This is a genomic window from Anatilimnocola aquadivae, from assembly GCF_049819085.1.
In the GTDB taxonomy this organism is placed as follows: Bacteria; Planctomycetota; Planctomycetia; order Pirellulales; family Pirellulaceae; genus Anatilimnocola.
In genome coordinates this window covers 7624968-7649896 of the sequence record NZ_CP187419.1, presented here as the reverse complement: position 1 = coordinate 7649896, position 24929 = coordinate 7624968, and the positions used below count along the sequence as shown (strand labels likewise).

The window sequence follows — 24929 nt, the reverse complement described above, 5'->3', positions numbered from 1 at the left end:
AAATGATTATGGGCCTTCCTGAGAAATTGAAACTCGCCAAAGATGCTGGCCGCTCCGAAATCTTTCTCTCGCTCGCGCGCGTGAAAGAATCGGGGCGTCTGTTTCTCGGCGCTTCCGACGGGAAGGTCTACGACATCGACCTTTTGGCTGAGAAGCCCGAGTTCAAATCTTGGGAAGGCCATAGCAGCTACGTTACCGGCCTGGCGCTCGCAGGCGATACACTCGTCAGCGGCAGCTACGACGGCAAACTCATCTGGCGAGATATCACCAGCGGTGAGATCAAACGTACGATTGACGGCCATCAGCGGTGGATTCGCAAACTGGCCATCTCACCCGATGGCAAGCGGTTTGCCAGCGTGGCGGACGACATGCTCTGCCGCATTTGGGATCTCGAAACCGGCAAGCAGATCCACGAACTGACCGGTCACGAAGTTCGGACGCCCAATCATTTCCACTCGATGCTTTACACGGTCGCGTTTTCACCAACAGGGCAGCACCTGGCGACGGCCGATCGCGTGGGGCGCATCTGCATCTGGGATGCGTCGACCGGCAGTAAGGTAAACACGATCGAAGCACCCGGCTTTTATACCTGGGATCCCAAGCAGCGAATTCACTCCATCGGCGGCATTCGCTCCGTGGCCTTCTCGCCGGATGGAACCAAGATCGTCGTGGGTGGCATTGGTCACATCGGCAACATCGACCATCTCGATGGCCCGTCGAGCGTCGAGATCTTCGCATGGGAAAAGGCTGAAAAACTGCACGAGTTTCTCGGTGATGCCAAAGGTCTCGTCGAAACCCTTGCCTTCGGTCCCGATGGTAACTGGGTGATTGGCGCCGGCGGCGATAACGGCGGCTTCGTTCAGTTTTACGATTTGGAGGCCAAGAAGGTTGCCCGTAGTGAAAAGGTGCCGATGCACGTTCACGCCCTCACGCTCAACGAAACGGCGGACAAATTGTTCGGCTGCGGTCACGGCAAAGCAGCCGTGTGGGAACTGTAGTACGCCGGTTTCTTCCACAATGTGCAAACTCTTTCGTGAGGCTCCGCATGTCGCTGTCAATTCGCATGGTGTCGCTTTTGTTTGTGGCGCTGACCAGCGTGCTGCCTGCGGCCGAGATTACGGTCAACAAGCAATCGCGAGCTAAAGCGACCGGCGATCAATGGTCGGTGAAGCAGGCCGAAGAGAAGTGGCAGCCGAGTGAAACGGCGATCATCGTTTGCGATATGTGGGATGCCCATCATTGCTTGAATGCAGTGCGGCGAGAACTCGAACTCGCTCCGCGCATGGAGCAGGTGCTGCAAAACGCTCGCGGCAAGGGTGTGCTGATTGTTCATGCTCCTAGCAGTTGCATGGAAGCGTATAAGGATCATCCCGCTCGCAAACGGGCTCAAGGTTTGCCTACTGCGGCGAATCTACCGAAGGACATTGCCGATTGGTGCCGCAAGATTCCGGAAGAAGACGGTGGTAAGTATCCCATCGATCAGACCGATGGCGGTGAAGACGACGACTTGGAAGAACATCGCCAATGGGCCGAGCAATTGGCAGCGAAGGGGCGCAACCCCAAGGCTCCTTGGAAGAGCCAGATCGATATTCTCACCATCGATGCCAAGCAAGACGTCATCAGCGACAGCGGCGTCGAGATCTGGAATCTGCTGGAAGCGCGCGGCGTGAAGAACGTCATCCTGATGGGCGTCCATACGAACATGTGCGTGCTCGGTCGGCCGTTTGGCCTGCGGCAGATGGCCAAGAATGGCAAGAACGTCGTTCTGATGCGCGACCTGACCGACACGATGTACAACCCGGCCAAGGCTCCGTTTGTGAGCCATCATGCCGGCACGCAACTTATCGTCGAGCACATCGAAAAGTTTGTTTGCCCGACCATCACCAGCGTGGATTTTCTCGGCGGCCAGCCTTTCCGCTATTCCGACCAGCGGAAGCACGTAGTGATGCTCATCGGCGACGACGAGTATAAAACGGAAGTCACCTTGCCAGCCTTCGCCGAGACCGACCTGCAGCCGCTTGGTATCGAAGTGACCATCGTCCATTCCGATCTCAAGGACAAGAACCAGTTTCCCGGCATGGCCGCTGCCGTGAAGAAAGCCGATGTTGTCCTCGTCAGCGTGCGTCGCCGCACACCGCCGAAAGAACAACTCGATGCCCTGCTCGAACATGTCGCCGCGGGCAAGCCAATCGTTGGCATTCGCACGGCCAGTCATGCCTGGGCGGTGCGCAACGAAAAAGACATTGATGCCCTGGAAAAACAAGGCTTAGGCGTGTGGCAAGATTTTGATCCCGCCGTCCTTGGCGGCCACTACACGGGCCATCATGGTGTGGGGCCGAAGACGGCGATTTCGCTTACCGAGGGCAATGGCTCACACCCAATCCTGCGTGGCGTTACCCTGGAGAACTTCGTTGGCAACGGCTCGCTTTACAAAGTGTCGCCACTGTCTAGTTCCACCGCTCCGATCTTGCTGGGTACCATTCCCAATACGCCAATCGAGCCCATTGCCTGGACGAACATGGCAGGCGAAAAGAAAGCCCGCGTCTTCTACACGTCGCTCGGTCACGCCGCAGACTTCGAGAACCCAGCCTTCCGCAAACTGCTGCAAAACGGCGTGCTCTGGTCGCTCGGTGCACTTGAACCTCGCATCGGGGGGGCACCACTGGTTGCCAAGTAACGGAACGGTAGCTGCGTCAACGCGACAGTTGCTTAAGTTCCACCGATGGGAGCACCGAACGAGAGGTGATTCCCATCGAGATCGCGGACGACGAAGTCGCGCATCTGGTAGTCGTAGTTTTTAGGCTCTTCGACCACGAGCGCACCACGATTCCGGATCTCGGCGAAGTAGCTATCTACCTCATCACAAAATAGGTAGACAGCGCCGGAACCTGGTTTGCCGGTGTTGGGATTGCCGTGGGCCGAAAGGTGCAGCTTGCACTCGTCGCGCTCGATGCCCGCATACTGGCCAAAGCGAAACTCTTCGCGAAAGCCCAGCACGTGGACAAAGTACCGCAATGAGGCCTCAAGGTCACTCACCGGCAAGACCGTCGCAGCAATGTTGATTTTCATGAGTGCCCCTCTCCGCTTAGCTACTTTGTCGGCAAGTGCTTCGAGATGAACTCAGCAACCGCGTTGCCGAGTTTGGTCTTGCCAGCGGCGGTAAAGTGGACGCCGTCGTCGGTCATCAGGTTTGCGCGGTCGGCTGCTTCGCCGCAGACAGCCCGCAGATCGTTAACGGGAACTTTTAGTTCTTCCATCACGCGCATCGCGATGCGGTTGTACTCGACCGTGCTCGCGTCGAGCAATTCGTAGCTGGCCTCGGTCCGCTGCTTGGCCGCGCGGTCGTCGATAATGGGCGTCGTGGTGGCAAAGATGACAACCGCCTTCGTTTCTTTCCGGAGCGTGTCGACAATCTGACGCAGATTCGCTTCGTATTGCTCGGGAGTGATCTGAAATACGGCGGTCTTCTTATCCTTCTTCGTGTCGTGAATGCCGCAGTTGAAGTGAACCACGTCGGGCTTCTCGGCGATGGCCTCCGCCAGCTTCTTGACGACGTTTGCACTATCGCCGCCATTTGCCTTTGACTGTGCGATGACCGCTTTCCCTTCCAGCTGCTTGGTCACGGTCGGCGCATAGCCCATGCGAATTGAATCGCCGATCAGGACCACCTTCGGCAACGCCGCAGGTTGAGCAGCGACGAACTGCGAAGCGCTGAGCAGAGCGAGGACGAGAAACAGGAGAGTGCGGGTGCGCATGAAAGAGTGCTCCGAGGTGATTTCGCCGCCAGTGAACGACGTTGCCATTGTAATGAGCACTTAATCTCGCTGGGGTTCTGCGCCTGGAAACCACTCGGTGTGCTGGTCGCCGGTGCGCGCGAGATAGGTCACTCGCCGACCACGCAGGAACGCGTAGTAGGATTGCACACCAGCCTTCATCGCGCGAGCCGAGAAATCGCGAAACGACTGGCCGTTCCGCTGGCTATCAAAGATAGCCGCGCGTAACTCGGTTGCATCGAACTCTGCAGCGACCGCCGGCAAGCCTTCGAAGTCGAGCGGGGTCGTCACGCGGGCTCCGATACCGTCGTAGTGCTGCACACAGCGGCCCACGTAATCGACGTGGTAGTACTCAACGCCTGCCGAGATCAGCTTGGTCACGATCTCGGGAAAGGGACTCGAACCCGTCCGCGATGCTCGCGCCGCTTCGGTAATTGCTTGACTGTCCATGACTCACTCAACAATGTTTGGGACTATGAACAAGATTCCGCCGCATCAACATAGCGAATGTCGCCAACAAGTTTGGTCAGTTGTTTTAATTTTGAGCGAGGTCAATGGTCAGAGATACCACCACAGCAGTAGAATCGTGACACTCTTCTACTCGACTTATCGCGTTTGATCTCGTCCCGTTCGTTACCTGCTGCGAGCTTGGGTATGGATTCCAACACTCCCGCGCGTGAACCTTGGTTTGCTCGCTTGCGCGCGGCCAGCTGGCGGGGCATGACCTTGCTGGGCATTATTACGGCGGTGTTGGTGGGCGTGGCTCTCGGTCAATCGGCTTACACGTTTCGTTACGCCGAAGGTTTGTCGTACCTAAGCGCCGACCCGAAGGCCTGCGTCAATTGCCACATCATGCAACCGCAGTACGATGGTTGGCAAAAGGCCAGTCATCACACGGTGGCCAAGTGCGTCGACTGCCACCTGCCGCACGATTTTCTCGGCAAGTACTACACCAAGGCCGAGAACGGCTTTTGGCACTCCAAGGGTTTTACCCTGCAAGACTTTCACGAACCCATCGTCATGCGCCCCGTAAGCCGGCGAATTCTGCAAGACAACTGTCTGCATTGCCACGCCGATTTTGTCCACGATGTGCTGAGCGTACGCGACGGCCAAGAAGAGCTGGATTGCGTTCATTGCCATCGCGGGGTCGGCCATGGCGACTCGGTCGGCATGGGCAGGTACGAGGCCTTGTCATTCGAAGAACGAAAGAAGTGGGGGCCGCATGTCCAATCGCCTTAAACCTTACCTGGGATACTTGTTGGTGATGGTGGCCTCGGCCGTCTTGGCCATCCTGGCGACATCGCTCCTCACCAACATTTTCGAGCGAAAGCAAGAAGCTCGCCAGCCGTTCATTCGGCTGGTGGAAGTTGGCGAAGACGACACCGACCCAGCCAAGTGGGGCACCAACTGGCCCAAGCAATACGATTCGTACAAGCTGACGGCGCTGACTACTCGCACACGCTTCGGCGGTCACGGCGGCAGCGAAGCCCTGCCCGAGGAGAAGATCGAGCGCGACCCGTGGCTGAAGCGAATGTTCGAAGGCTATGCCTTCAGCATCGACTATCGAGATCGCCGCGGGCATGCCTACATGCTGGACGATCAAGAAAGCACCAAGCGACTGAGCAAGCCGCAAACGGGCTCGTGCCTCCATTGTCACGCGTCGATCATGCCCGTCTATCGCGAACTGGGCGATGGTGATGCGATGGCAGGCTTCAAAAAGACGCACGCCATGCCTTACGAGGAACTCGACAAAATGGTACACGACATGGGGCATGCCCATCCCGTCTCGTGCGTCGATTGTCACGATCCACAATCGATGGGTCTGCGCGTGACGCGGCCGGGATTCATCAACGCAATTCAGTCGCTCGCCACGAGTGCTGCGGAACTGCCTCATCTCCCGTCGGTCGAACGCTGGCGCGAGACCGATCGCAAGGAACCCTACGACCCCAATCAGCTGGCTTCGCGGACCGAGATGCGTTCGTTTGTCTGTGGCCAGTGCCACGTCGAATATTACTGCTCCAGCAAGATGCCACTCGAGTTCCCTTGGAGCAAAGGGCTGAAAGTCGAGCAGATCGAAGAGCATTGGAACGAAACCAAGTTCGAGGGGGGCGAGCGTTTTTACGACTACAAGCATGCTGAGACCGGCGCGGAGATCTTGAAGGCCCAGCATCCAGAATTTGAATTGTGGAGCCAGGGAATTCACGCGCGGTCGGGCGTCTCATGCGCCGACTGTCACATGCCCTATCAGCGCGACGGGGCATCAAAGGTTTCCGATCACTGGGTCCGCAGTCCACTGCTGAACATCAACCGCGCCTGTCAGACTTGCCACCACTTTCCCGAGGAAGAGATCAAGTCGCGCGTCGAAGCCATTCAACAGAGGAATTTTGATCTGCTGCAGCGCGGCGGCGCGGCACTCATGGATCAGCTCGATGCCATCGCCGAGGCCAAGAAGCAAGGTGCAACGCCGGAGCAGTTGAAGCCTTCCCTCGAACTGCAACGTCAGGCGCAGTGGCGGCTTGACTTTATCGCGGCCGAAAACTCGATGGGCTTTCATGCTCCCCAAGAGGCAGCCCGCATCCTGGCCGAAGCGGCCGATTTAGCTCGCCAAGGTCAAATCGCGGCTCTCAAACTGCCGAAGCCGGACGAACCGAAAGCCGCAACCCCGCCGTAGTAGTTGCCCATCGTCAGCTCAAAAAGCAGCGTCAGCGCATAAAAATGGCCCCGCCAGCCAGCGGGGCCGTTACGACGATCAGTTCCTGGGCAGTTCCCCGAGCGTCGCACTAGACACATCGGCTGACTTAGGACCGATTGTCGATAAAGAATTTCCCGACAGTAATTTTTTCGGAAGGCTGAGTTCTGATCGCAAATTGCTGGTCTTTGCGCGTTCAACTGCTGGCCTGGAGATCGACCAGCGTGCGCTCACCGAGACCACAGGTGACTGCGCAAAGATGATCCAAACGGTTTGGTGTCGCAAACCTGCCAAGCGTGGGTCGACTACCGAACGAAATGAAAACGCCTCCGACTCTGGGAAGAGCGGAGGCGCTTGTGGTTTAGCAAAATCTGGAACTTGAGTTCGCTAGATTACTTGTTCGCTAACTTCTTCTCGGCGGCGGGCAACGACCAGCCAATCGAGAACCAGCCTGCGGACGAGCGAACGTCTTCGGCCGGGAGTGGTGGCAGTTCAGCCCAGTTGCCAAAGGTTTGATTGGCTCCTTGGCGACGCTTGAAATCGAGCGGGCCGAGCTTGATCTTCTCGTCGACGAAGACGTCTTCCGAGAATCGCTTGTCGATCCGGCGCTTGCCGGTCAGTTCCTTCGGGCTCGGGCGTTTGCCTTCTGGCAGATCGAGGAACGCCGAAGCCGAGGGGCCCACGCGAACCAGCGAGTAACCGTCGGCATCTTTTTCGACCTTATAGAGGGCCGTGATCTCGAGACGACCGACGACAAAATCTCGTTCTTCCGGAGCCTGGGGGTCTTCGTTCTGCTGGCGAGTTTCGAGCTTCTTGGTGCGAATGACAATCAGCACGTGGTCGCCACGGAATTCGACACGGACCGGCATCTCGTCATCGAAGGTGATGATCGTGTCGGCCAGACGGCTCACGGTATCGGGAATGTTGGGCTCTTCCCCTTCCGCGGCCCGCTCCTTGGCGAGTTCTTCCAGCGACTTCACCTTGCCACCCATTTGCTCCTGCATCTGGCGCATTTCGAGGGCCGTGTATTCCTGGCCGCCGAGCATCGCGCGGGCGAAGTTCGCCACGTACGATTCATGCACTTGCACACCCAGGTCGGTGGCAGGAGCGGCTGGAGGAACGTCGGGCGAACCGAGCTGGCCAAGACCCAGCTGCGAGATCATCACTTGCAGCAAGCCGGTGCTGCTTTGGGTAACGAACTCGCGGGGGTACTCGCCCCGAGTGATCAGCGGCCGACGGTACTTCTCTTCGAAGCCTTTGTTCACCTTGCCAGTCGTGTTGGTTGCTTCCAAGTCCATTTGGGCACTCAAACGAGCGGCCGCATGTTGCGAAGCAATCGCTTCAGCCTGGCTCTTGCTCTCTCCGACGCGTTTCCAAGCAATCTTTTCGACCAATGGACCACGAGCACCGATGCCGGTGACCGTGGTTGCCGTCGTCGCACTGGCCATGGCTGGCGACGGCTTCATGCCACCGATTTCGTCGTCGAAGTGAATTCGCTTCTCGCCATTTAGGTTCGTCACACCCGTGCTATAGATCGTGACCGGGCCGTTTTGCCCCACGCTGTTCGAATGGGCCACGCCGGTGAGAAACACGCCGTAACCAGCCTGATCGGGATTGGTAAACATCTTCACCTTGGTGTGGCCCAGCAAGCGAGCGGTGCCCGAAATGCTGGTGCCCAAGATGTTGTCGTTGACGGGAGTCACGCGATCGAGCTTTTGATTCAAACCGCCAGCGAGGAAGTCGTTGGAGGCAAAGCCAATGAGATTCGGGAAGCGATAGCCAGCGACAACCGCATCGGCCAAGGAGACATTTCCTTGGTGCTGCAGTTTATTCAGCGAGGCACCGGCGAGCGCGATGGCTGGCAGCGGCAGCGGAGTTTGCTTTTCGATATCAATGGCCACAGGTGTGGGATTGGCACCGACCAACTTGTTGGCTTCGGCAATTTTCTCGGCCAGGGTCGTGGCGAGCGTTTCGAACGAGCCCTTGCCGTCTTTGTCGTCAGCTGCCGCCCGCGCATTGCGGAGGCGAACGATGGCCGAACGGAGCTTGCCGTAAGTCTGGCCATGGAAGCCGCCGACTTCGGTTTCGTTGCGGTACTTCAGGCCGGGAACGAGCTTGACGTAGTCGTCGTTGTAGGCACGCCAGCGATATTTGCCGAGCTTGGTCACGAGGCCATCGAGTTGCTCGACGCTCATTTCTTTGCCGCCGGCCAAATCGGCCAGGGTTTGCTCGCCGAAGTAGCCACGAGCGGCAGCGCGAGCGCGGGGTAACGTGGTGAGGGCCATATTGAGTTCCACCGCAGCTTGCTTCAGTTCAGCTTGGGCCTTCGTTACGGCATCTTCCGCGGGAGCAGCAAACGCAGCATCCTTAGCGGCCACGGCGACTTGAGCACGCGAGGCCTCCAGTTGTTTGTTCAGATAGGTTTCGAGATCCTTGCGGACCGTTTGAAACCGCGCGCCTTCCAGGCCAGCTTCGCCGCTGGTGAAGCGTCGCCAGACATTCGTGAGCACCGCGACATCGGCCTCACGATCGGCCGAGATCTCGGACCGCAACTGCTTGAGCAGCAGGTAGTCTCGCCATTTCTTCCCGTTGGCATCCGTACCCAACCATTCATCCAAGCCCTGGGCTGATTTTTCCAGCTCGCTGACCGAGTCGCCTTGTGCGAACGCGTCCGTTGCTTGAATCGTGGAGAGTAACATGCCGGCCATTGCGATTAGGCCGGTAATTACGATTTTCCGCATATAAGTCGCCACCTTGCTTTGATTCGAGTCGCGGTCGCAGCCTGGACAAGAAACCATCGGTTCCACCGTGGGGAAACCAAAGCCTGCCCGCATACTCATGGGTATATTCTGCAAACTTCTGAGCCCCTGTAAACAATGTAGCGGTTAAACTTCGCCCACTTGACGCCTGGCGCCGAGCCCGCCTATCTTCGGCGACTCCTGCCGGCGGCGTCTCGGGCACTCGCGTTCGCCAAAACGCGGCCCCAGTCTGATCTCATGGATGATGCCGCGCAACCCCGGTTCTTGTTCCAGACGCAGCGACAGTTGCGATCGCTACGATTGCTAACCTCGCCCAGCGCAGCTCCTTGGGAGATTGTTACATGCAGCTGTTTCACCGGTTGTTATTGCTGGTCTGCGTAATGGGCCTGCTCGTGTTTGGCGGCCAAGTTCAAGCAGAAGAAGCCTTGCCCAAGTCAGCTGCGGACGAGAATGCTGCTGCTGCAGAGCCCCTGACTTGGCTCGAAGATTATCGCGCGGCAACCAAGCAGGCCAACGAGAATCAGCAACTCGTGCTCATCTGGTTCTACGATCCGGCGAAAGCTGCCGAGAACGAAAAATTTGCTGCTAGCGTTCTGGATGCCGGCAAATTGCGGCAATCACTCGGCCCAATGACGCTCGCCAAGTTGCCGATCGACGCCGCGATCAAGACTGATGGGAAAGAAACCAAGCTGATTGAGCATGCTGCGTTTGCCGAACTGCTCAAGGGATCTGGGCTGGCGATGATCGATTTTCGTGATGCCAAGCAAAAGCAGCAGTATGGTCACGTGGTCTCGATCTATCCGTTTCGGCGCGGAGCGATCAATGTTTCGCGGCTGCAAGTCCTCTGCGACCTTCCCGCCGGCACGCTCACGCAGCGAACCTTAGTATTCGCCGTGCGGACACATCCCGCCGCGCCCAAAAGCGCGTGGTCACCTGCCAGCGACTATCTCGCGCAGAAAGCCCAAGAGCATTCACATCATCAGGCGAGCATCAACCTGCAAGGACATCACAACTGGGAATCTCGCTTTCATACCATCAATGCAGGATTGGCTGCCAAAGTAGCCGGCAGCAGCTTCTCGTCGAAGGAAGTTTGCGCGGAGAGTTGGCCGGGGCAAACTTTGCTCGATGCGGCCGAAGAGTGCGTGCATAGCTGGAGCCAATCGTCGGGACATTGGTCCGCCGTGAGTGCCGGTCACTCGTTCTTCGGCTACGATATGAAGCGAGGATCGAATGGCGTGTGGTATGCCACGGGCATCTTCGGCGGACGATAGTGACGGGCAGGATGCCTAACCCACGTAAGGAAGACTGAGAAGCACTCATGGCCGACGAAAACAGCATGTCTTTGGCTGCCCTTGATGAGTACTTCACTCAGCAAGATCCCAATCTGCAAGCGCACGTGCGAAAAGAAATTGGTAAGCACAGCCCGACGGCCGCGCTGGCCGCCGTCTCGGGCATTCAAGATGAAGTGCTGCTGCAGGAATTGACCGACGCGGGTATTCGCCCGGAAACATTCGCCTGCTTGTCGCTGCTGCCGCTGGTGGAAATTGCCTGGTCGGATGGCGATGTCTCCACCAAAGAACGCGACGCGGTGGTAGCTGCCGCGACAAATCACGGGATCGACTCAGGCTCCGCCGCGCGCTCACTGCTCGAGCATTGGCTATCCGTTCGACCGGAAGTCCGCGTGGTGCAGGCTTGGAAAGAATACATCGCCGTGCTCTGCAAGCGACTCTCCCCAGCCAAAGCTAACCAATTGTGCGACGAGATCCTCGGCCGTGCTCGCTCGATCGCGGCAACCTCTGGTGGCATCCTCGGCCTCGGGCAGAAAGTCTCGCTGATGGAGCAGTTCGCCCTCGATGAACTGGAGCATGCGTTTCGCTTGTAGAGCGGCTGCCTTCAGCTAGGCCCTTCGCAAGGTCATCTGCACCAGCCCCAGTTGCTGTTCGCGAAAGCCACCTTCGCAGTAGCAAAGATAGAATTCCCACATGCGGCGGAAAGAAACAGGCAGGCCAAGCGCGGCCAACTGCTCGTCCGCAGCCTGAAAGCGAGTACGCCACTCGGCCAAGGTGCGGGCATAGTGCTGCGGCAAGTTGTCAATTTGCTGCAGCTTCAGATCGGTATGAGCGGAAATAGTCTGCAGCATGACGCTGACCGCCGGCAAGTGACCGCCCGGGAAAATGTACTTCTGAATGAAGTCGACCGAACGGCAATACGTTTCGTACAGATGGTCGGCAATGGTGATCCCCTGCATCACCATCAGCCCGCCCGGCTTAAGGAGCCGCGAGCAAACTCGAAAGTACTCGTCGAGGAACTGCGGACCGACCGCTTCGATCATCTCGATCGAAACCAGCTTGTCGTACGAGCCGGTCAGTGCCCGATAATCTTGCTGCAACAACGTGATTCGGTCAGCGAGCCCCGTCGCCGCCACGCGCTGCGCAACACAGGCGGCCTGCTCGCGCGAAATGGTCGTCGCCGTAACACGGCAGCCGTAGTTTTGCGCGGCATGAATTGCGAGGCCACCCCAGCCGCAACCAATCTCCAGGAGATGATCGCCGGGCTGCAGGTTCAACTTTTGACAGAGCCGCTCGAACTTCGCCACCTGAGCTTCGGCGAGTGTGGTTTGCGGCGACTCGAACACGGCGCTCGAATAGGCCAGCGATTCGTCGAGCCACAGTGAATAAAAATCGTTACCCAGGTCGTAATGCGCCGCGATGTTCTGCTTGCTCCCTTGCTCGTGATTCCGCCGCAGCCAATGTCCCCAACGCAACCACGGTTGCAGCAGCCAGCTGCCAAAGCGTTCAAGTGCGCCGGTGGCCTGCGCGTTGCGAATCATCAGACGGACGACAGCCGTCAGGTCAGTCGTCGTCCACTCGCCGGCCATGTACGATTCGGCTGCGCCAATGCTGCCGCCGAGGGCTACGCGGCTGTACATCGCCGGGTCATGCACCGTGATCTCGGCAGCAACTCCATCGCTGGCTGGTGCACCGTAAGTTGTCGTTCCCAGCGCGTCGTGCAGCGTGAGCTCACCGTTGCGCAGGCTTGCGAGTGAACGCTGAACGACACTGCGCCACATGCGCGATTGCCATGTGTACGACTGCGCTGGCGACGAACTACGTTGGCAGGCATCTTCAGCGGCAATGGCCAAGCGGGGCGCGGCTAGCCCTGCGTTGTCGGACATGGTTGCGATTCCTCAGGGTGCGAATAAACAGTGATCTTTTTGCGCCACAGCCAAAAGGCCTGGTAATAAATGGCAGCGACGACTTTGGCCGACATCCAACCATGGCGGAACATGGCAGCGGCCAGTGAGGCCCGTGTCAGTGGCTGGCGAACCATCGACTGGACTGCAGTCAGTATTGGCTGGTCGTCAAGTTCCGCGCGTAGCGAAACTTGCAATTGCTCGCCCGGCGGACGAATCAGCCAGCGATATTGCTGCTGCATGCTTAAGAACGGCGAGACATGAAATTGCTTCTCATGCCGGAAGCGACCGAACTGTGTCGAGGTTTGGTTACCACTCCAGAGCACGTACCAGTGACGCTCTCGCCACGGGATGTTGCTCACCTCGGCAACCACGCACTGCAATCCTTCGTTGTCATCAAGACAGTAATACAAATTCAGCGGACTGAAGTAGTAGCCGAAATATCGCAGGTGCGTGAGCAGACGCACGGGGCCCGTGAGGTTCATGCCCGTTTGTTCGCGGATAAGTTCGTAGATGGCTGCGCGCGGAGATTCCGAGCGACTCGCGCAACCAGGTACTGGATGATCGGCAGCACAATAGCTGGCGGTGGCAACGTGCGTATCGCGCGCGAAGAGGCCTTCCGCGGCGAGCGCGGGAATTTCATCCAGATCCAAGTACAGCATGAACTGCCGATACCGGAACTGATGGATCACCGGGCGATCGCGACGGTGCCAGACGGTTCCTTCATACAGGCAGCTGTGCATGCTTCGAGCGAAACTCCAAATTCCTTTGCGACGGCGAGCGCACTGCGCACGCCATCCTCGTGAAAACCATGACCCCAGTACGCGCCACAAAACCAGGTTCGCCGCGGACCGTTGATTTCGGCCCAACGAGCTTGAGCCACAGCTGACGCGCGACTGAACACGGGGTGCTGAAACTCCAAACGCCGCAGCACTTTCTGCGGGGCAATCTCCAGCGGTGAGTTCAACGTCGCCAAGATCGGCGTCGGCGATTTCACGTTCTGCAGTCGGCTCAGATCATAGGTCACGGCAACGTCAGCAGTCGCTTGTTCGCCATCAACCTGCGGCGTGAGATAGTTCCAACTTGCCCATGCCCGGCGAGTGCGAGGGAGCAGCGAAATATCGGTGTGGACGATGACTTCGTTCGTCTGGTACGGAATCGCGGACAAGACTTCGCGCTCGTCAGCAGAAGAGTCGGCGAGAATCCGCAGCGCCTGATCGGAATGGCAGCCCAAGACAACGTGATCGAAGGTTCGCGGATCGGCGTTCGCCGCCGAAACTAACACACCCTGGTTGTGGCGAGTGACCTGGCGAATGGGGGAGGCCAATTGCACTTCCTGAATGTCAGCGGCCAATCGCATCGCATAGCGACGAGCGCCGCCGGGAATCGTGCGCCAAACGGGTCGATCACGCACTTGCAACAAACCATGGTTGTGCATGAAGGCCAGGGTAAAGCGCGCCGGAAACTCCAGCATGCGACTTGGCTGCGTCGACCAGATTGCAGCGCCCATCGGCACTAGATACTGCTCGACAAAGTCGGAGCCCAGGCGATGGGCTCGCACGAACTCACCTAGCGACTGCTCGTCGCTGAGTTTTCCCTGCGCGGCAATCGCTACTCGATTGAAATGCAGGATATCGGCCAGCAAGCGATAAAATCGAGGCCGCAAAAAATTGCGTCGCTGCGCGAAGAGCCCGTTCAGCGAACTTCCCTCGTACTCGAGCCCCGTCCGATCGCAGCGGACACTAAAGCTCATGTCCGATGGTTGCGAGTCGATGCCAATCAAGTCGAGCAGCCGGCAGAAGTTCGGGTAGGTCCGCTGGTTGAAGACCATGAAGCCGGTATCGACTGCGAACGATTGGCCCGCTAGTTCGACGTCAATCGTACAGGTGTGGCCGCCGAGTGTCGGACCCGCTTCATACAAACAAACGTGATGCCGCGACGCGAGCAGGCGCGCGGTGAGAAGTCCACTGATTCCCGAGCCAATGACGGCGATCTGCATGCTGGTTCCTTACGATTTGTCTATCTTGCCCAGCACGTGCCGCAGGCCCGCGGCGAGCGTGGGATAGCGAAACACATAGTGCGTCGCTTCGAGCTTGGCGGGCACGACCCGTGCGGACGCCAGGAGCAGTTCGTCGGCCATTTCGCCCAGCATGAGTCGCGCCGCGAAGGCCGGCAGGGGCATGATGGTCGGCCGATGCAGCACTTGCCCCAGCACTTTCGTGAAGTCGTGATTCGTCAGGCTCTCGGGTGCGACCATATTTACCGGACCATTCAGCGAGTCGGTCATTACCGCGTGGTGGATGGCTCCGATCACATCGTCCAGCGTGATCCAACTCCAGTACTGTTTGCCGGAGCCGACAATTCCACCGCCACCCAGCTTGAAGGGCGTGAGCATCTTGGCGAGTGCCCCGCCAGCGGTCGTCACGATCATGCCAAACCGAGCATTTACGACGCGAATTCCCGCGTTGACGGCCGGCTTGGTGGCAGCTTCCCATTCGCGGCACACGTCGGCAAGAAAGCCTTCGCCAGGCTTACTCTCTTCGGTCAGCAATTCATCGCCTCGATTGCCATAGAAGCCAATCGCCGATGCGCAGACGAGCACCGCCGGTTTGTTTGCTGAGCGGGCCAGTTGCTCGCACAGTTTGCGAGTCGGTCCGACGCGGCTCTCGCGAATCCGCTCTTTCACTTTGGTCGACCACCGGTTACCTGCGATATTCTCGCCCGCCAGATGAATGACGGCTTGCGGAGCGTCGTTGCCGGCGAGCGCAATCTCGCCCGTCGCAGCATTCCAACTTGCGGTGGGAAGACCGTCATCACTGCCTCCGGCGGAAGCTTGTCTCACCAGCTTGGTGACCTGATGACCGCCGGTGCTTAGAAAGGCGGAGAGTGCGGAACCAACTAATCCGCTGGCTCCCGTGATGGCGATTTTCATGCGATCTCTCCCGGCAAATTTGGCGTGCTCTCGGATGTCGGCGACCGTGACTCGATGTCGATAGGCAAACATGCTTTCCAGCTTGTGGCGAATTGAGCCTGAGCCGAAAAAGTCACCCAGCCCGCCCGCGGGCAGTTGGTATTCGATGTGGTCCAGCAGCGTTGACTCGCTGCCGGATTTGGCTTCGAAACGGTGCGTATGCTCCCATTTGGCAAAGGGCCCGGTTACTTGCGTATCGTGAAACTCCTGGCCACTCACAAAATCATGATGCCGGGCGAGCCAGCGAACTTTCATTGGACCAATCGGTACCGCAATCTCGACGGTGCCTCCCGATTCAATCGTCCCTTCTCGCTTCAAGACCTTCACCTTCTCCCACGGAGGACTTAGTCGTTCGAACGCGCCGGGGCGCACGTGCCAGGCGTAAGCCTCGGCCGCGGAAACCGGCAGTTGCGAGCGTCGTTCGAAGATGTGGGACATGGGGGGCGGTTCGCAGAAGAGAGTTGGAAGCCGAAGCAGCTATTCGCTGTCTTCGGGCGGAGCGAGTTTGATTTGTTCCGCGAGCGACCGCAGTTTGGCGATGGCTCGCATTTCCAATTGTCGCACACGTTCCTTACAAACCCCCAACTCTTCCGCCAAACTTTGCAAGGTTTGCACATCGGCTTCGTGATCGAGACCGAAGCGACGCCGAATAATGGCTCGCTCGCGGGGATCCAGCCGATTCAGCAGTCGGCGCAGATTCTTTCGCAAGTCTTCCCAACGAGCTTCCGTTTGTACAGGGTCGCTGGTCTCTTCGCAGCGAGCTTCAAATAGCTGGGCGTCGGCGTTCACAAACCGAATGCCGTCGCGCTGGGCCGTTTGCATGTGCCGGCATAAGGTGCGGCGAATCGCTTGGGTTGCGTACGTGCTGAAGCGAAACCCCCGGTCGTAGTCGAACTTTTCGACCGCTCGCAGCAGCGAGCCAATCCCTTCACTGAGCAGGTCATCGAAGGGGACGCGCGGACTGCTGAACTTCTTGGCAATCGAAATGACCAGCCGCAGATTGGCCCGCACGATGCGGTCGCGATCGACCTTGGCCTGGCGATGCAGGGCTTCGATCTGCGCAATGTGTTCGCGGCTTGGTTTACGCAAGTTCAGCTTGCGGCGGAGGCGATCGGCCTCGAACTTACAAAAATTCAGTCGGCGAAAGAGAGCAGCTTCTTCGGCAGGCTTCAGCAGCTTGGCTTCGCACAGCCGAGATAAGTGGACGGGCATCCCTTTGCCAGGCTGCCATTGCTGCTCGCGCGGATCGACATCCAGCGGCAAGGCATCCATGATTTGCTTGCCTTCGCGGGCACTGCGAAACGTGGCATTCGAGATGAAGTCGGTTTCTTGCGAGGCCAGTTGATGCGCAACCTTGCGCAAGGCCTTGGCACCTAGACGAGGGGAGAGCGATTCGTTCGCGTCGGCAGTATTGGCCTTTTTCGAGGTTGTGAGGAGAATCATTGGCGAAACATCCGTTTTGTAAAACGTCCAAATCATTCACGTGGTATTATTACCGCAGGAGCGTTTCAGGCACAACCAACAAAGCCGCCAAAATTCGCCAGAGCGCAATTCTCCAGCCCTAAGATGCTTCAAATAAAAGCTTTACGGCTGGCTGGCAACTTGACTACACTTGTCGAGAGCCAGATGTTTGCCAAAATGTCCAGGTAAGTTGCGGTCGCGGTCCATCAGTCACCTTTCATTCGAGCGAGACCGTGTCTGAATCGTTCTCCCCTAAACAGGTCGCCCGCGCAATCGGCGTAAGCGAGTCATCTCTCAAGCGCTGGTGCGACCGCGGCTTGATTCCGACCGTTTGCACGGCTGGGGGACATCGTCGGCTGCCAGTGCAGGGCGTGCTCGACTTCATCAAGTCGACGCAGCGAACATTGGTTCGCCCGGAGGTACTGGGATTACCTTCGCCACTCGGTGGACGTCGCCGCACGCCTAGCGAAGGAAGCGAAGAACTCGTCAAGCTGCTCGTCGCCGGTGATGAACTGGCCGCGCGGCGGTTGTTGCTGGACCTGTTTCTGGACCATCACCGCCTGAGCTTGATTGGCGATACGGTCCTGGCCCCTGCCTTCACACGCATTGGCGAATTGTGGGACTGCGGTCAGGTCGAGGTCTACCGCGAGCGACTTGCTTGCCGAATTTGTGCCCGGGTGATCGATGAAATCCGCCGCTTGATTGTGCAACCAGCCGCCGAAGCGCCACTCGCCTTGGGTGCCACGCCCAGTGGCGACTTTTATGATCTGCCCGGCGGACTGGTCGAATTGACCATTCGCCAGAATGGCTGGCGCTCGCTGTCGCTCGGCAGCAACCTTCCTTTTGAAGCGCTGGCTCTCGCCGTCGCGCAGCAACAGCCCAAACTTTTCTGGCTAAGTATCTCGCACGTCTCCGACCGTGAGGAGTTCGCGAGCACCTATCCACTGCTGAAGAGGGCGCTCGGTGAAGATGTGCCGCTAGTCGTCGGTGGCCGCGCGCTCGACGACGAGCTTCGCGCCGCCATGCCGGGTGCCACCTTCTGCAGCAACCTCACCGAACTGGAGGCTTACCTGCAGAAGTTGCCTCCACCAATCGTGCCACTGGCCCAATAGCCTCTCGAAATCACTTCTTCGCAGGTACCGCGATTTCGCTCCCTCGCTCCTTGGCGACGATCTTCAGCGCCGCTACTAGTTTGTCGCGAATCTGCTCTTCGGCATCCACTTGCAGGCAACTCGTCCGGGCTCGCCACGTGGTGTAACCACCCAACTTGTGCAGTTCTGCCGGCGGAATGTAACCTTCGGCACCATTGGCCAGTTCGATGTTCATCGTGGTCTTCAGCGGGCTGTTCTTTTTGATAAACAGGCCCGTGCTGGAATAGGTTTCGTTCGGAATGGCAGCGATTCCCAGATCGCCCAAGCGCAGCGCTTGCAGCTTCAACTCGCGTGTCGGCGGCATGTCGTGCATGATCAAGGTTTCGCGAGCATACACTTCCGGCACCGTCTTCGGCTTGCGACCGTCAAACGACTTCACGAACTCTTTCGCCTGTTCCACTTCCTCGGCGCTCGGCTTGCGAATCTTCAGCGTGAGCTTGTCCTCGGTCATCACAATCGGCACCCAATCGAAGTACTGAATCTTCTCGAATGCCGCGAACGCAGCGGCCGAAACTTCTTTGGCAACGGTTTGACGATCGAACATTCGTTTCGGTTTGGTGTAGTCCATCAGCCACATGTCACCGCTGGTAGCGTTGCTGTGCGCTGCCATAAAGCCGGGCACCTCGTCGGCCTTGAGCAGGTCCGTCATCTCTTCGCAAACAAGGGCGAAGTAGTCGGCCGAGAGCGCCGGCGCACCAACATAGTGCAGCGAGTAGTTGGTCAGCACTGCCAGTGGCTTGCCGTCCGGAGTTTGCAAGCTGATGACCGGCACTTCGGTGTCGGGTGGGCCCGTCGCGCGAATCTTGTTGGGGTTTTCAAAGCCGGGATGCATCATCACCGTGTCGTCTTTGGTGCCGCCAAACGGATTCGTCGGGGCAATACCCGGCTTCATCTCCCAGTGGCGGCAAGCGACGTTCTTCTCGTCTTTGCCCACCGCCCAACCAATGCGGGCCGGTTGCAACCTGGCCTGCGCTTGAGCGATTCCCTTGGCAATTTGCGTCGGCAAGAACTTAGCGTAAGCTTCGTCCGCGTCCGAACCCAGGCAGCCCATCACGCTCGGGGCACTATGCGTGTGAGTAGCCGAGATCAACATGCGTTCCGTAGGAATGCCCGTGGCTTTGCTCGCCATCTCCTTGGCATCGTCCAGCAATTCTCGCGGCATCATGCAGCTATCGACAATCACGATGGCGATTTGATTCGTGCCATCGTCCAGCACGAGGCACCGCGCGTGCAGGCGATCTTCCACCTTGTCGGCGGTTCGCTCGCTCATGCCGCCGTTCACAATCACCGGCAACTGCAGCGGCGTGATGTCCATCGCAAACGCTCCCGCGCGAAACACGGGAGTCTTGTCGGCCGCCGAAATCGGCGATCCAGTACTAATGAACAAACTGATTGCTGCAATCAGCGAGAGACAAACGAGGCGGGCGCGAAACATCGGCGGGGTTCCTGTGCGAAGGTGGGTGAACCGACGCACAATGTACCAAGTGCCCGCGCGCTCTCCAAATGCTATGCTGCGCGGCGTTGCTGGCCGCCACCTTCGCGGCGGGCGAGTTTTTTCAGCCGGCGACGTTCCGATTTGGACATCGAGTCGTCGTCCTCGTCTTCATCCTCATCTTCGTCGTCGAAGTTGGCCGGCGTCGTATTCGTCTTGCTGCTGATGCTGGCCGAAGCGGTCGGGGCCGCAGCGCCAAACTTCAGGCCAGCCGCCGCGGGCTTGGCCGCCGGAGCAACGTCCTTCTTGTCGGTCTCTTTCTTCTCGGCTTCTTTTTTCTCCTTCGCAGCGGGGGCCGGCTTCTTCACTTCGCTGTCGTCGTCGGCAACCACCGCCAGCTTGGCTTTGCTCTTGGGCTTCTTTTTCGGTTTGATCGCAGCATCGACGTTGACGAGCAACCGCCCCTGAGCATCGAAGTGAACGTGCCGGGCATAGAGCATTACCGAGGTGACGAGTGATACGTGAGCCACCAGCGTCAAGCTGCTGCCAATGACGGCTTGCAGCACATGACCGGCGGGCAGCGGAATCATTTCGAGGGCGACGGCAATGCCAGCAAAGTAGAGCAGTGCGGCAATCGACGCGGCGACGACCGAGGCGAGCGAAGCCCAGATCTCGAGCGAGGCTCGCAGGGCCAGCGTGCCGAACACCAGGCCATACGTACCGACCCACAATAGCGTGCGACCACCGGGCAATTTGTCGCCAGCCAGCAGTTGCACCGCCTGGCCCAGAGCTTCGTGCAGTCCCGTCGCGGTATCGATGCTCGCCCAGGCCAGGGCGGCGCCGACCCACCACCAGACGCGATAGCGACCGCGATAGTCATCGACGCGATGCGCACGAATGGAAAGCAGGCCGTAAACACAGGCCACGCCGCCAGCAAACAGCAACGACGAGAACCACGAAGCCAGATTGCCTCGCGCCCGCAGGTCGACTGCGGCGAACGGATGTTCAGCGGCCAAGGCCACGGCTTTGACTTTCGCCGGATGCACGCGAGCGAACCCGCCCGGCGGAGTAGCAAAGATGTACAGCGCTTCGATGGCCGCGACGGCGGTCAGCATTAGCAGAATGGCGGCGATCACGGCAAAGGGCCGCAGCGGCACGAAGTCGCTGACCCGCTTCTGCCGGTCGCTGAGCACACTCTCGTTGTACGCTCGCACCGGCCCCTTCGACGACGAAGTCGTCTGGGTTTTGTCCGGGTCGCTGGGGGTGGCGATCTCATCCATGAGAACGCGCCGCCGGCGCTCGTCGAGCTGACCGCTGCGTCGAAAATCCATCTTCGTCGCGTTTCTTGGGTAGGGTAGTTTTTGCGGCTCCGCCGCAGGAGGGTCCCGCCGAAAAGCGTATGGATTCAGTTTCGGCACTTCCCCGCCGAATCTGTACGCTCCCACTTCCCGCCCGCAAGCCTTCTGCTGCTTGTCGCTAGCGTGGAGTGCTGGCGGTTAGTTACGTCTGGAAAAGCGTTTGGCTATTTGACAAAGAATCACGCATCGAGCAGATTTCAGTTGGTTCCTTCACGAGGCAAGGGGTTCGACGGCCGGCGATTGCGTCCGGCCCAGGGACGTCAGTGAAGAAACCCAAAAATGGCGTTTGAGGGTGATGCTTAATGCCAGCAGTGCGGTGGCTGTCGCTTTGTATCAGCAAAGTGAGTCGGGTGCGGTCTTGAATTGGCTTCCAGGAGGAATGCCAGGAGCGTCGTAGGCGTTCTGTTCTGCTGACATAGAACAACAGACACCCGACGTCGGTGTGGCAGGTCGACGAACACCGGGCGCGCTTCACCTCAGGCAGGGTTTTTGGACATTTACGAGTAGCGGAACAGTGCCCGAAAGTGGTTATCAAATGGTTATCACCTTTTCGCGAAAAAGTGCAAAACAATTCGCCTAAGTCAAGCAAGGATCAGGCGTTCGAGAAAATGGTTATCACGAAAAAATCGCTCAAAAGGTTATCAAAAGTGGTTATCAAAACGAGGCTTGCTGCCAGGCGGGTTTGAGATCGAAGCCGCGAGCTGTCAGAATGAATGGAGAGATGTGCGGTCGGAAATCGGCAACGGAGACGCCAAGATGCAATTGAACTTCATGACTAGCAGCCTGCTGGGGGGCTTGGGTTGCGCGCTGCTGATGGCGTCGAGCGTGCTCGCGCAGCAGAAGTCTCTCGATGAACAGTTGCTCGACGATCTCAAGCCGGTGCCGGCGAAAGTGAAGTCGCCCGCTAAGACGAAGGCCGATCAGAAGCCAGACGGCGAGAAGCCAGCGGACAAGCTGGACGATGCGCTGCGCCGCGAGCTGGAGCAGGGTGAGGACATCGGCCAGGAGAAGAATGACGAACACCCGCTGGTGAAGCTTGGACGCGAGATGCGCGAGGTTCAGCAGCGAATTGGTGCCAAGGATACGGCTAAAGGAACGCAGCAGATGCAGCGAACCATTTCGGCTCAACTGGCGGGCCTGATCGAACAAGCGCAGAAGCAACCTCAGGGGAAGAAGGCCGAGGGGAACAAGCCGGGCAATTCGTCGGCTCAAGCGGGAAACGAAAGTGGTTCTGCCAGTTCGCAACCCGGTCAGCAAAGCACGCAACGACTGGAGCTAGGGGAAGAGACCCAAGCTCAGATGAATGAAGTAAAGGATGCTCTGCGGCGCATCTGGGGACACTTGCCCGAAAAAGAGCGCGACGAAATGATCGGTTCCTTGGGTGAGCAGTTTTTGCCCAAGTACGAACGGTTGATCGAAGCTTTTTATAAAAGGCTGGCGGAACGCCCCGCTGCTGGGCAATAATGGGGCGACCTTGGGTTAGCCTGCGAAGGGGTTTGGATCGGAAAGACCGCGCTCGCGGCGAGGCTTGAGATGTGCTCAAAAAGGATGCTTGCATGACAGGATCTCGCCGCCAATTTCTCGCTGCGACCAGCAGTTTGCTCGGCCTGGGCGTCGCGAGTCAATTCAATCCGCTGGCCGCTCAACAGCCCACGATCGACATTGAACGTGTGGCAGCCCAGCTGATTAAGCCTGCGACGCAGCAAGCCATCGATCGCGCACTGGCCTGGTTAGGGGCCCGGCAGAACGATGACGGCTCGTTTGGTGGTTCGGGTTACAGCCGCAATATTGCGGTGGTCAGTCTGGCGGGAATGGCGTTTCTTTCGGCGGGCAATACTCCCGGGCGGGGCGAGTACGGCGAACAATTGAACAAGTGCATCAGCTATGTGTTGAGTGCTGCGGACGAAAGTGGATTCGTTTCGATTCCGGCGACGGCCTCGCATGGTCCCATGTACGACCATGGTTTCGCGACGCTGTTTCTGGCCGAGATCTACGGAATGACGCCCGATTCCGATGTGCGCGAAAAGTTGCATCGCGCCGTCCGGCTGATTGTCTCTACGCAAAATACCGAAGGGGGCTGGCGCTATCAGCCCAAGCCACAAGAAGCTGATCTGTCGGTCACGATTTGCCAGGTGATGGCCCTGCGCGCCGCTCGCAACGCCGGCCTGTTTGTTCCTAACGAAACCATCGACCGCAGCATCGACTATGTGAAGCGGAGCCAGAATGCCGACGGCGGCTTTATGTACATGCTCTCGGGCGGTCCTAGCAAGTTTCCTCGCTCCGCAGCGGGTGTAGTTGCGCTATACAGCGCGGGCATCTATGAAGGGGACGAGATCCGCAAAGGGCTCGACTACATTGCTCAGCAGATTCCGCGGCCGGAAGACTTCAGTCGTGATACGCACTCGATGTATGGCCACTACTATGCCACTCAGGCGATGTGGCAAGCCGGTGGCGAACACTGGCAGAAGTGGTACCCGGCCATTCACGATGTGCTGCTGAAGACGCAACAGGCCGATGGCTCGTGGATGGATCTGATCTGTCCCGAGTACGGCACGTCGATGGCCTGCATCGTCTTGCAGATGCCCAACAACTATCTGCCGATCTTCCAGCGCTAATGCTTGCCCGGCTGTCATTTCCGTTGCTCGTCCTGCTGATTTGTGCGGGCATTGTCTGCGCACAGCCCTCTGCTCCGCTGGCCGTTCCACTCGAGGGAGAAGCCTTTGCCGCGACACTTGCTGGCATCGATTCTCAGCAGAATCTGAAGTGGAAAGTTGGCAACAAGCTGCGCGTGATGCCGGCCGGTGATCTCGTCAGTTGGGGAGCGTGGAAGGATGTTGAAACCGGTCCGCAGATTTTGCTCGCGGACGGTGGAATCTTGCGGGCTGATGTGCTGAAGCTGGATGCGAATCACTTGGTGATTGGCGATGCCGCTGATTTGGGGAGCGTGTTGTGGGGCGAGTCGGCGCTGCCCGTCGAAGCGGTGGCGGGAGTTCTCTGGCAACCGCCGGCCGATCCGCTTGCTCGCGATCGCTTACGAGCGAAGCTGCTGCAGTTGCCGGCGGGGGACGATCAGTTGTTGCTCATTGGCGGCGAGACGCTTAGCGGCGCGTTGCTCGATGTTCCGCTCGCCGGGCGGTTTGCCGAAGACGCCAGACTGACCACTGCGGGCGAAGTCTTTCAGCTGCAAACACCACGCTCCGAGAAGCCGCTGGTGATTGCCGCCAGTAAGGTGCTTGCCTTTCGTCTGGGCGCCGCGACCGTATCGCAGCCTGTGGCCGGTCGAGCTTTTGCGAGGCTCGGTTTTCGCGACGGTTCGTTCGTCGTGGCTCAGGGGTTCGCGATGAAAGGGGATGCCACGCACGTGCAGTTGTCCGCGGGCGTTCAGGTGCTGGCCAACAATGCGTTTGGCGATGGTTCGGCTGGTTGGTTCTGGTCGCAGATCTCGCTGGTGCAGCCTGTGAGCAAGCGAGTGGTCTATGTTTCCGATCTGAAGCCGCTGGGCTACAAGCACCTGCCGTTTCTTTCCGGCGAGTGGTCGTACGGTACCGATCAAAATGTGCTGGGTGGGCAGTTGCGGACGCGCGATCAGGTGCATAGCAAAGGTCTGGGGATGTTCCCGGCATCGCGACTCGCTTACCAGCTCGACGGGCAATATCGCAAGCTGCAAGGTTCGCTGGCCATCGATGCTCAGGCTGCTGCCAAGGGGAGCGTCGTGTTGCGCGTGCTGACAGAAAACGACCAAGGACAATGGAGCACGGCGTACGAGAGTCCGGTGATTCGGGGCAACGAACCGCCGGTGGAATTTTCGGTCGACGTGCGGCAGGCGCAACGAATGGCTTTGCTCGTCGATTTCGCCGACCGGGGTGATGAGTGCGATTACGCCAACTGGCTCGATTTGCGACTGTTGAAATAGGGCATTTTGACGTCAAATATCGCGATTTTCTGCAAACTGGCCTGCTGTGACAGAATTTACGGAAAATAGCCCGGTTTTGGCCGCAAACTTGCAAAACGTAGAGATAGTGGCTTTTTTGTCGAGAGTGGCAGTAGAATGCAAGAGCCTGCTCGGCACGCAAATCTCATCTCGCCGAAATTGCAGGTAGGAGTTCGGCTCATGGACTCGGCGCAATCAACACCAACCCCGC

The 24929-nt window shown here is 58.6% G+C and carries 21 protein-coding genes; 10 read left to right on the top strand and 11 right to left on the bottom strand.

Features of this window, described 5'->3' with window-relative positions:
• Positions 1–2 precede the first annotated feature (2 nt).
• Together NA78x_RS30300 and NA78x_RS30295 are read left to right on the top strand one after the other, a co-directional pair.
• A complete protein-coding gene (locus NA78x_RS30300) occupies positions 3–998 on the top strand; it encodes a WD40 repeat domain-containing protein (RefSeq protein WP_425616122.1) in 996 nt (331 codons plus the stop codon).
• A 47-nt stretch (positions 999–1045) separates the two neighbouring features.
• Positions 1046–2677, top strand: coding sequence for a ThuA domain-containing protein (locus NA78x_RS30295; RefSeq protein WP_425616121.1), 1632 nt, complete (start codon positions 1046–1048; stop codon positions 2675–2677).
• 32 nt (positions 2678–2709) lie between these two features.
• On the opposite strand, the gene NA78x_RS30290 is transcribed toward NA78x_RS30295, so the two are convergent.
• From NA78x_RS30290 to NA78x_RS30280, 3 genes are read right to left on the bottom strand one after another with little or no spacing between them, the layout of a single operon-like run.
• Positions 2710–3069 carry a VOC family protein gene (locus tag NA78x_RS30290; protein ID WP_425616120.1) on the bottom strand — a complete coding sequence of 120 codons (360 nt, stop codon included), beginning with the start codon at positions 3067–3069 and terminating at the stop codon, positions 2710–2712.
• A 20-nt stretch (positions 3070–3089) separates the two neighbouring features.
• The gene (locus tag NA78x_RS30285) at positions 3090–3755 is read right to left on the bottom strand and encodes an SGNH/GDSL hydrolase family protein (protein ID WP_425616119.1); all 666 of its coding nucleotides are present in this window, start codon (positions 3753–3755) and stop codon (positions 3090–3092) included.
• Positions 3756–3815: 60 nt separating this feature from the next.
• On the bottom strand, positions 3816–4223 hold the full coding sequence (locus tag NA78x_RS30280; protein WP_425616118.1) for a hypothetical protein: 408 nt from the start codon (positions 4221–4223) through the stop codon (positions 3816–3818).
• A 204-nt stretch (positions 4224–4427) separates the two neighbouring features.
• Between NA78x_RS30280 and nrfH the strand changes: the two genes are divergently transcribed.
• Positions 4428–5012, top strand: coding sequence for a cytochrome c nitrite reductase small subunit (gene nrfH, locus NA78x_RS30275; protein ID WP_425616117.1), 585 nt, complete (start codon positions 4428–4430; stop codon positions 5010–5012).
• Positions 4996–6444 carry an ammonia-forming cytochrome c nitrite reductase subunit c552 gene (locus NA78x_RS30270; RefSeq protein WP_425616116.1) on the top strand — a complete coding sequence of 483 codons (1449 nt, stop codon included), beginning with the start codon at positions 4996–4998 and terminating at the stop codon, positions 6442–6444. The genes nrfH and NA78x_RS30270 overlap by 17 nt, the downstream gene beginning before the upstream one ends.
• Before the next feature lie 410 nt (positions 6445–6854).
• Here NA78x_RS30270 and NA78x_RS30265 read toward each other — a convergent pair whose 3' ends face one another.
• Positions 6855–9203: a hypothetical protein gene (locus NA78x_RS30265; protein WP_425616115.1), complete on the bottom strand. Its 2349-nt coding sequence runs from the start codon at positions 9201–9203 to the stop codon at positions 6855–6857.
• A gap of 359 nt (positions 9204–9562) precedes the next feature.
• Here NA78x_RS30265 and NA78x_RS30260 point away from each other — a divergent pair, with 359 nt between their 5' ends.
• Both NA78x_RS30260 and NA78x_RS30255 read left to right on the top strand, forming a co-directional pair.
• The gene (locus NA78x_RS30260) at positions 9563–10492 is read left to right on the top strand and encodes a hypothetical protein (RefSeq protein ID WP_425616114.1); all 930 of its coding nucleotides are present in this window, start codon (positions 9563–9565) and stop codon (positions 10490–10492) included.
• A 47-nt stretch (positions 10493–10539) separates the two neighbouring features.
• A complete protein-coding gene (locus tag NA78x_RS30255) occupies positions 10540–11103 on the top strand; it encodes a hypothetical protein (protein ID WP_425616113.1) in 564 nt (187 codons plus the stop codon).
• A 15-nt stretch (positions 11104–11118) separates the two neighbouring features.
• Here the strand turns inward: NA78x_RS30255 and NA78x_RS30250 are convergent, their stop codons facing one another.
• The 5 genes from NA78x_RS30250 to NA78x_RS30230 are packed head-to-tail and all read right to left on the bottom strand — an operon-like array spanning position 11119 to position 16828.
• Complete coding sequence (locus NA78x_RS30250; RefSeq protein ID WP_425616112.1) at positions 11119–12396, bottom strand: class I SAM-dependent methyltransferase; 1278 nt, start codon at positions 12394–12396, stop codon at positions 11119–11121.
• Positions 12375–13157 (bottom strand): DUF1365 domain-containing protein, encoded by a 783-nt coding sequence (locus tag NA78x_RS30245; protein ID WP_425616111.1) that lies wholly within the window; start codon positions 13155–13157, stop codon positions 12375–12377. The genes NA78x_RS30250 and NA78x_RS30245 overlap by 22 nt, the downstream gene beginning before the upstream one ends.
• A complete protein-coding gene (locus NA78x_RS30240) occupies positions 13103–14413 on the bottom strand; it encodes an NAD(P)/FAD-dependent oxidoreductase (protein WP_425616110.1) in 1311 nt (436 codons plus the stop codon). Before NA78x_RS30240 ends, NA78x_RS30245 begins: the two co-directional genes overlap by 55 nt.
• A 9-nt stretch (positions 14414–14422) precedes the next feature.
• A complete protein-coding gene (locus tag NA78x_RS30235; protein ID WP_425616109.1) occupies positions 14423–15823 on the bottom strand; it encodes a TIGR01777 family oxidoreductase in 1401 nt (466 codons plus the stop codon).
• Between the two features lie 39 nt (positions 15824–15862).
• Entirely contained in the window at positions 15863–16828 is a 966-nt protein-coding gene (locus NA78x_RS30230; protein ID WP_425616108.1) for a sigma-70 family RNA polymerase sigma factor, read from the bottom strand.
• Between the two features lie 251 nt (positions 16829–17079).
• Here NA78x_RS30230 and NA78x_RS30225 point away from each other — a divergent pair, with 251 nt between their 5' ends.
• The gene (locus NA78x_RS30225) at positions 17080–17958 is read left to right on the top strand and encodes a B12-binding domain-containing protein (RefSeq protein ID WP_425616107.1); all 879 of its coding nucleotides are present in this window, start codon (positions 17080–17082) and stop codon (positions 17956–17958) included.
• Between the two features lie 10 nt (positions 17959–17968).
• Here the strand turns inward: NA78x_RS30225 and NA78x_RS30220 are convergent, their stop codons facing one another.
• Positions 17969–19432 carry a hypothetical protein gene (locus NA78x_RS30220; protein ID WP_425616106.1) on the bottom strand — a complete coding sequence of 488 codons (1464 nt, stop codon included), beginning with the start codon at positions 19430–19432 and terminating at the stop codon, positions 17969–17971.
• A 71-nt stretch (positions 19433–19503) separates the two neighbouring features.
• Positions 19504–20760 (bottom strand): hypothetical protein, encoded by a 1257-nt coding sequence (locus tag NA78x_RS30215; RefSeq protein WP_425616105.1) that lies wholly within the window; start codon positions 20758–20760, stop codon positions 19504–19506.
• 783 nt (positions 20761–21543) lie between these two features.
• Here NA78x_RS30215 and NA78x_RS30210 point away from each other — a divergent pair.
• The 3 genes from NA78x_RS30210 to NA78x_RS30200 all read left to right on the top strand — a co-directional run bounded on the left by NA78x_RS30210 (position 21544) and on the right by NA78x_RS30200 (position 24700).
• The gene (locus NA78x_RS30210) at positions 21544–22251 is read left to right on the top strand and encodes a hypothetical protein (protein ID WP_425616104.1); all 708 of its coding nucleotides are present in this window, start codon (positions 21544–21546) and stop codon (positions 22249–22251) included.
• A gap of 92 nt (positions 22252–22343) precedes the next feature.
• Positions 22344–23402 carry a prenyltransferase/squalene oxidase repeat-containing protein gene (locus NA78x_RS30205; RefSeq protein WP_425616103.1) on the top strand — a complete coding sequence of 353 codons (1059 nt, stop codon included), beginning with the start codon at positions 22344–22346 and terminating at the stop codon, positions 23400–23402.
• Entirely contained in the window at positions 23402–24700 is a 1299-nt protein-coding gene (locus NA78x_RS30200; protein ID WP_425616102.1) for an NPCBM/NEW2 domain-containing protein, read from the top strand. Before NA78x_RS30205 ends, NA78x_RS30200 begins: the two co-directional genes overlap by 1 nt.
• Positions 24701–24929 lie beyond the last annotated feature (229 nt).

Bases quoted from the DNA above. Each gene is read 5' to 3' on its own strand.
- NA78x_RS30300 (WP_425616122.1), top strand. From the start codon at position 3: ATGATTATGGGCCTTCCTGAGAAATTGAAACTCGCCAAAGATGCTGGC.
- NA78x_RS30295 (WP_425616121.1), top strand. From the start codon at position 1,046: ATGTCGCTGTCAATTCGCATGGTGTCGCTTTTGTTTGTGGCGCTGACC.
- NA78x_RS30290 (WP_425616120.1), bottom strand. From the start codon at position 3,069: ATGAAAATCAACATTGCTGCGACGGTCTTGCCGGTGAGTGACCTTGAG.
- NA78x_RS30285 (WP_425616119.1), bottom strand. From the start codon at position 3,755: ATGCGCACCCGCACTCTCCTGTTTCTCGTCCTCGCTCTGCTCAGCGCT.
- NA78x_RS30280 (WP_425616118.1), bottom strand. From the start codon at position 4,223: ATGGACAGTCAAGCAATTACCGAAGCGGCGCGAGCATCGCGGACGGGT.
- nrfH (WP_425616117.1), top strand. From the start codon at position 4,428: ATGGATTCCAACACTCCCGCGCGTGAACCTTGGTTTGCTCGCTTGCGC.
- NA78x_RS30270 (WP_425616116.1), top strand. From the start codon at position 4,996: ATGTCCAATCGCCTTAAACCTTACCTGGGATACTTGTTGGTGATGGTG.
- NA78x_RS30265 (WP_425616115.1), bottom strand. From the start codon at position 9,203: ATGCGGAAAATCGTAATTACCGGCCTAATCGCAATGGCCGGCATGTTA.
- NA78x_RS30260 (WP_425616114.1), top strand. From the start codon at position 9,563: ATGCAGCTGTTTCACCGGTTGTTATTGCTGGTCTGCGTAATGGGCCTG.
- NA78x_RS30255 (WP_425616113.1), top strand. From the start codon at position 10,540: ATGGCCGACGAAAACAGCATGTCTTTGGCTGCCCTTGATGAGTACTTC.
- NA78x_RS30250 (WP_425616112.1), bottom strand. From the start codon at position 12,396: ATGTCCGACAACGCAGGGCTAGCCGCGCCCCGCTTGGCCATTGCCGCT.
- NA78x_RS30245 (WP_425616111.1), bottom strand. From the start codon at position 13,157: ATGCACAGCTGCCTGTATGAAGGAACCGTCTGGCACCGTCGCGATCGC.
- NA78x_RS30240 (WP_425616110.1), bottom strand. From the start codon at position 14,413: ATGCAGATCGCCGTCATTGGCTCGGGAATCAGTGGACTTCTCACCGCG.
- NA78x_RS30235 (WP_425616109.1), bottom strand. From the start codon at position 15,823: ATGTCCCACATCTTCGAACGACGCTCGCAACTGCCGGTTTCCGCGGCC.
- NA78x_RS30230 (WP_425616108.1), bottom strand. From the start codon at position 16,828: ATGATTCTCCTCACAACCTCGAAAAAGGCCAATACTGCCGACGCGAAC.
- NA78x_RS30220 (WP_425616106.1), bottom strand. From the start codon at position 19,432: ATGTTTCGCGCCCGCCTCGTTTGTCTCTCGCTGATTGCAGCAATCAGT.
- NA78x_RS30215 (WP_425616105.1), bottom strand. From the start codon at position 20,760: ATGGATTTTCGACGCAGCGGTCAGCTCGACGAGCGCCGGCGGCGCGTT.
- NA78x_RS30210 (WP_425616104.1), top strand. From the start codon at position 21,544: ATGCAATTGAACTTCATGACTAGCAGCCTGCTGGGGGGCTTGGGTTGC.
- NA78x_RS30205 (WP_425616103.1), top strand. From the start codon at position 22,344: ATGACAGGATCTCGCCGCCAATTTCTCGCTGCGACCAGCAGTTTGCTC.
- NA78x_RS30200 (WP_425616102.1), top strand. From the start codon at position 23,402: ATGCTTGCCCGGCTGTCATTTCCGTTGCTCGTCCTGCTGATTTGTGCG.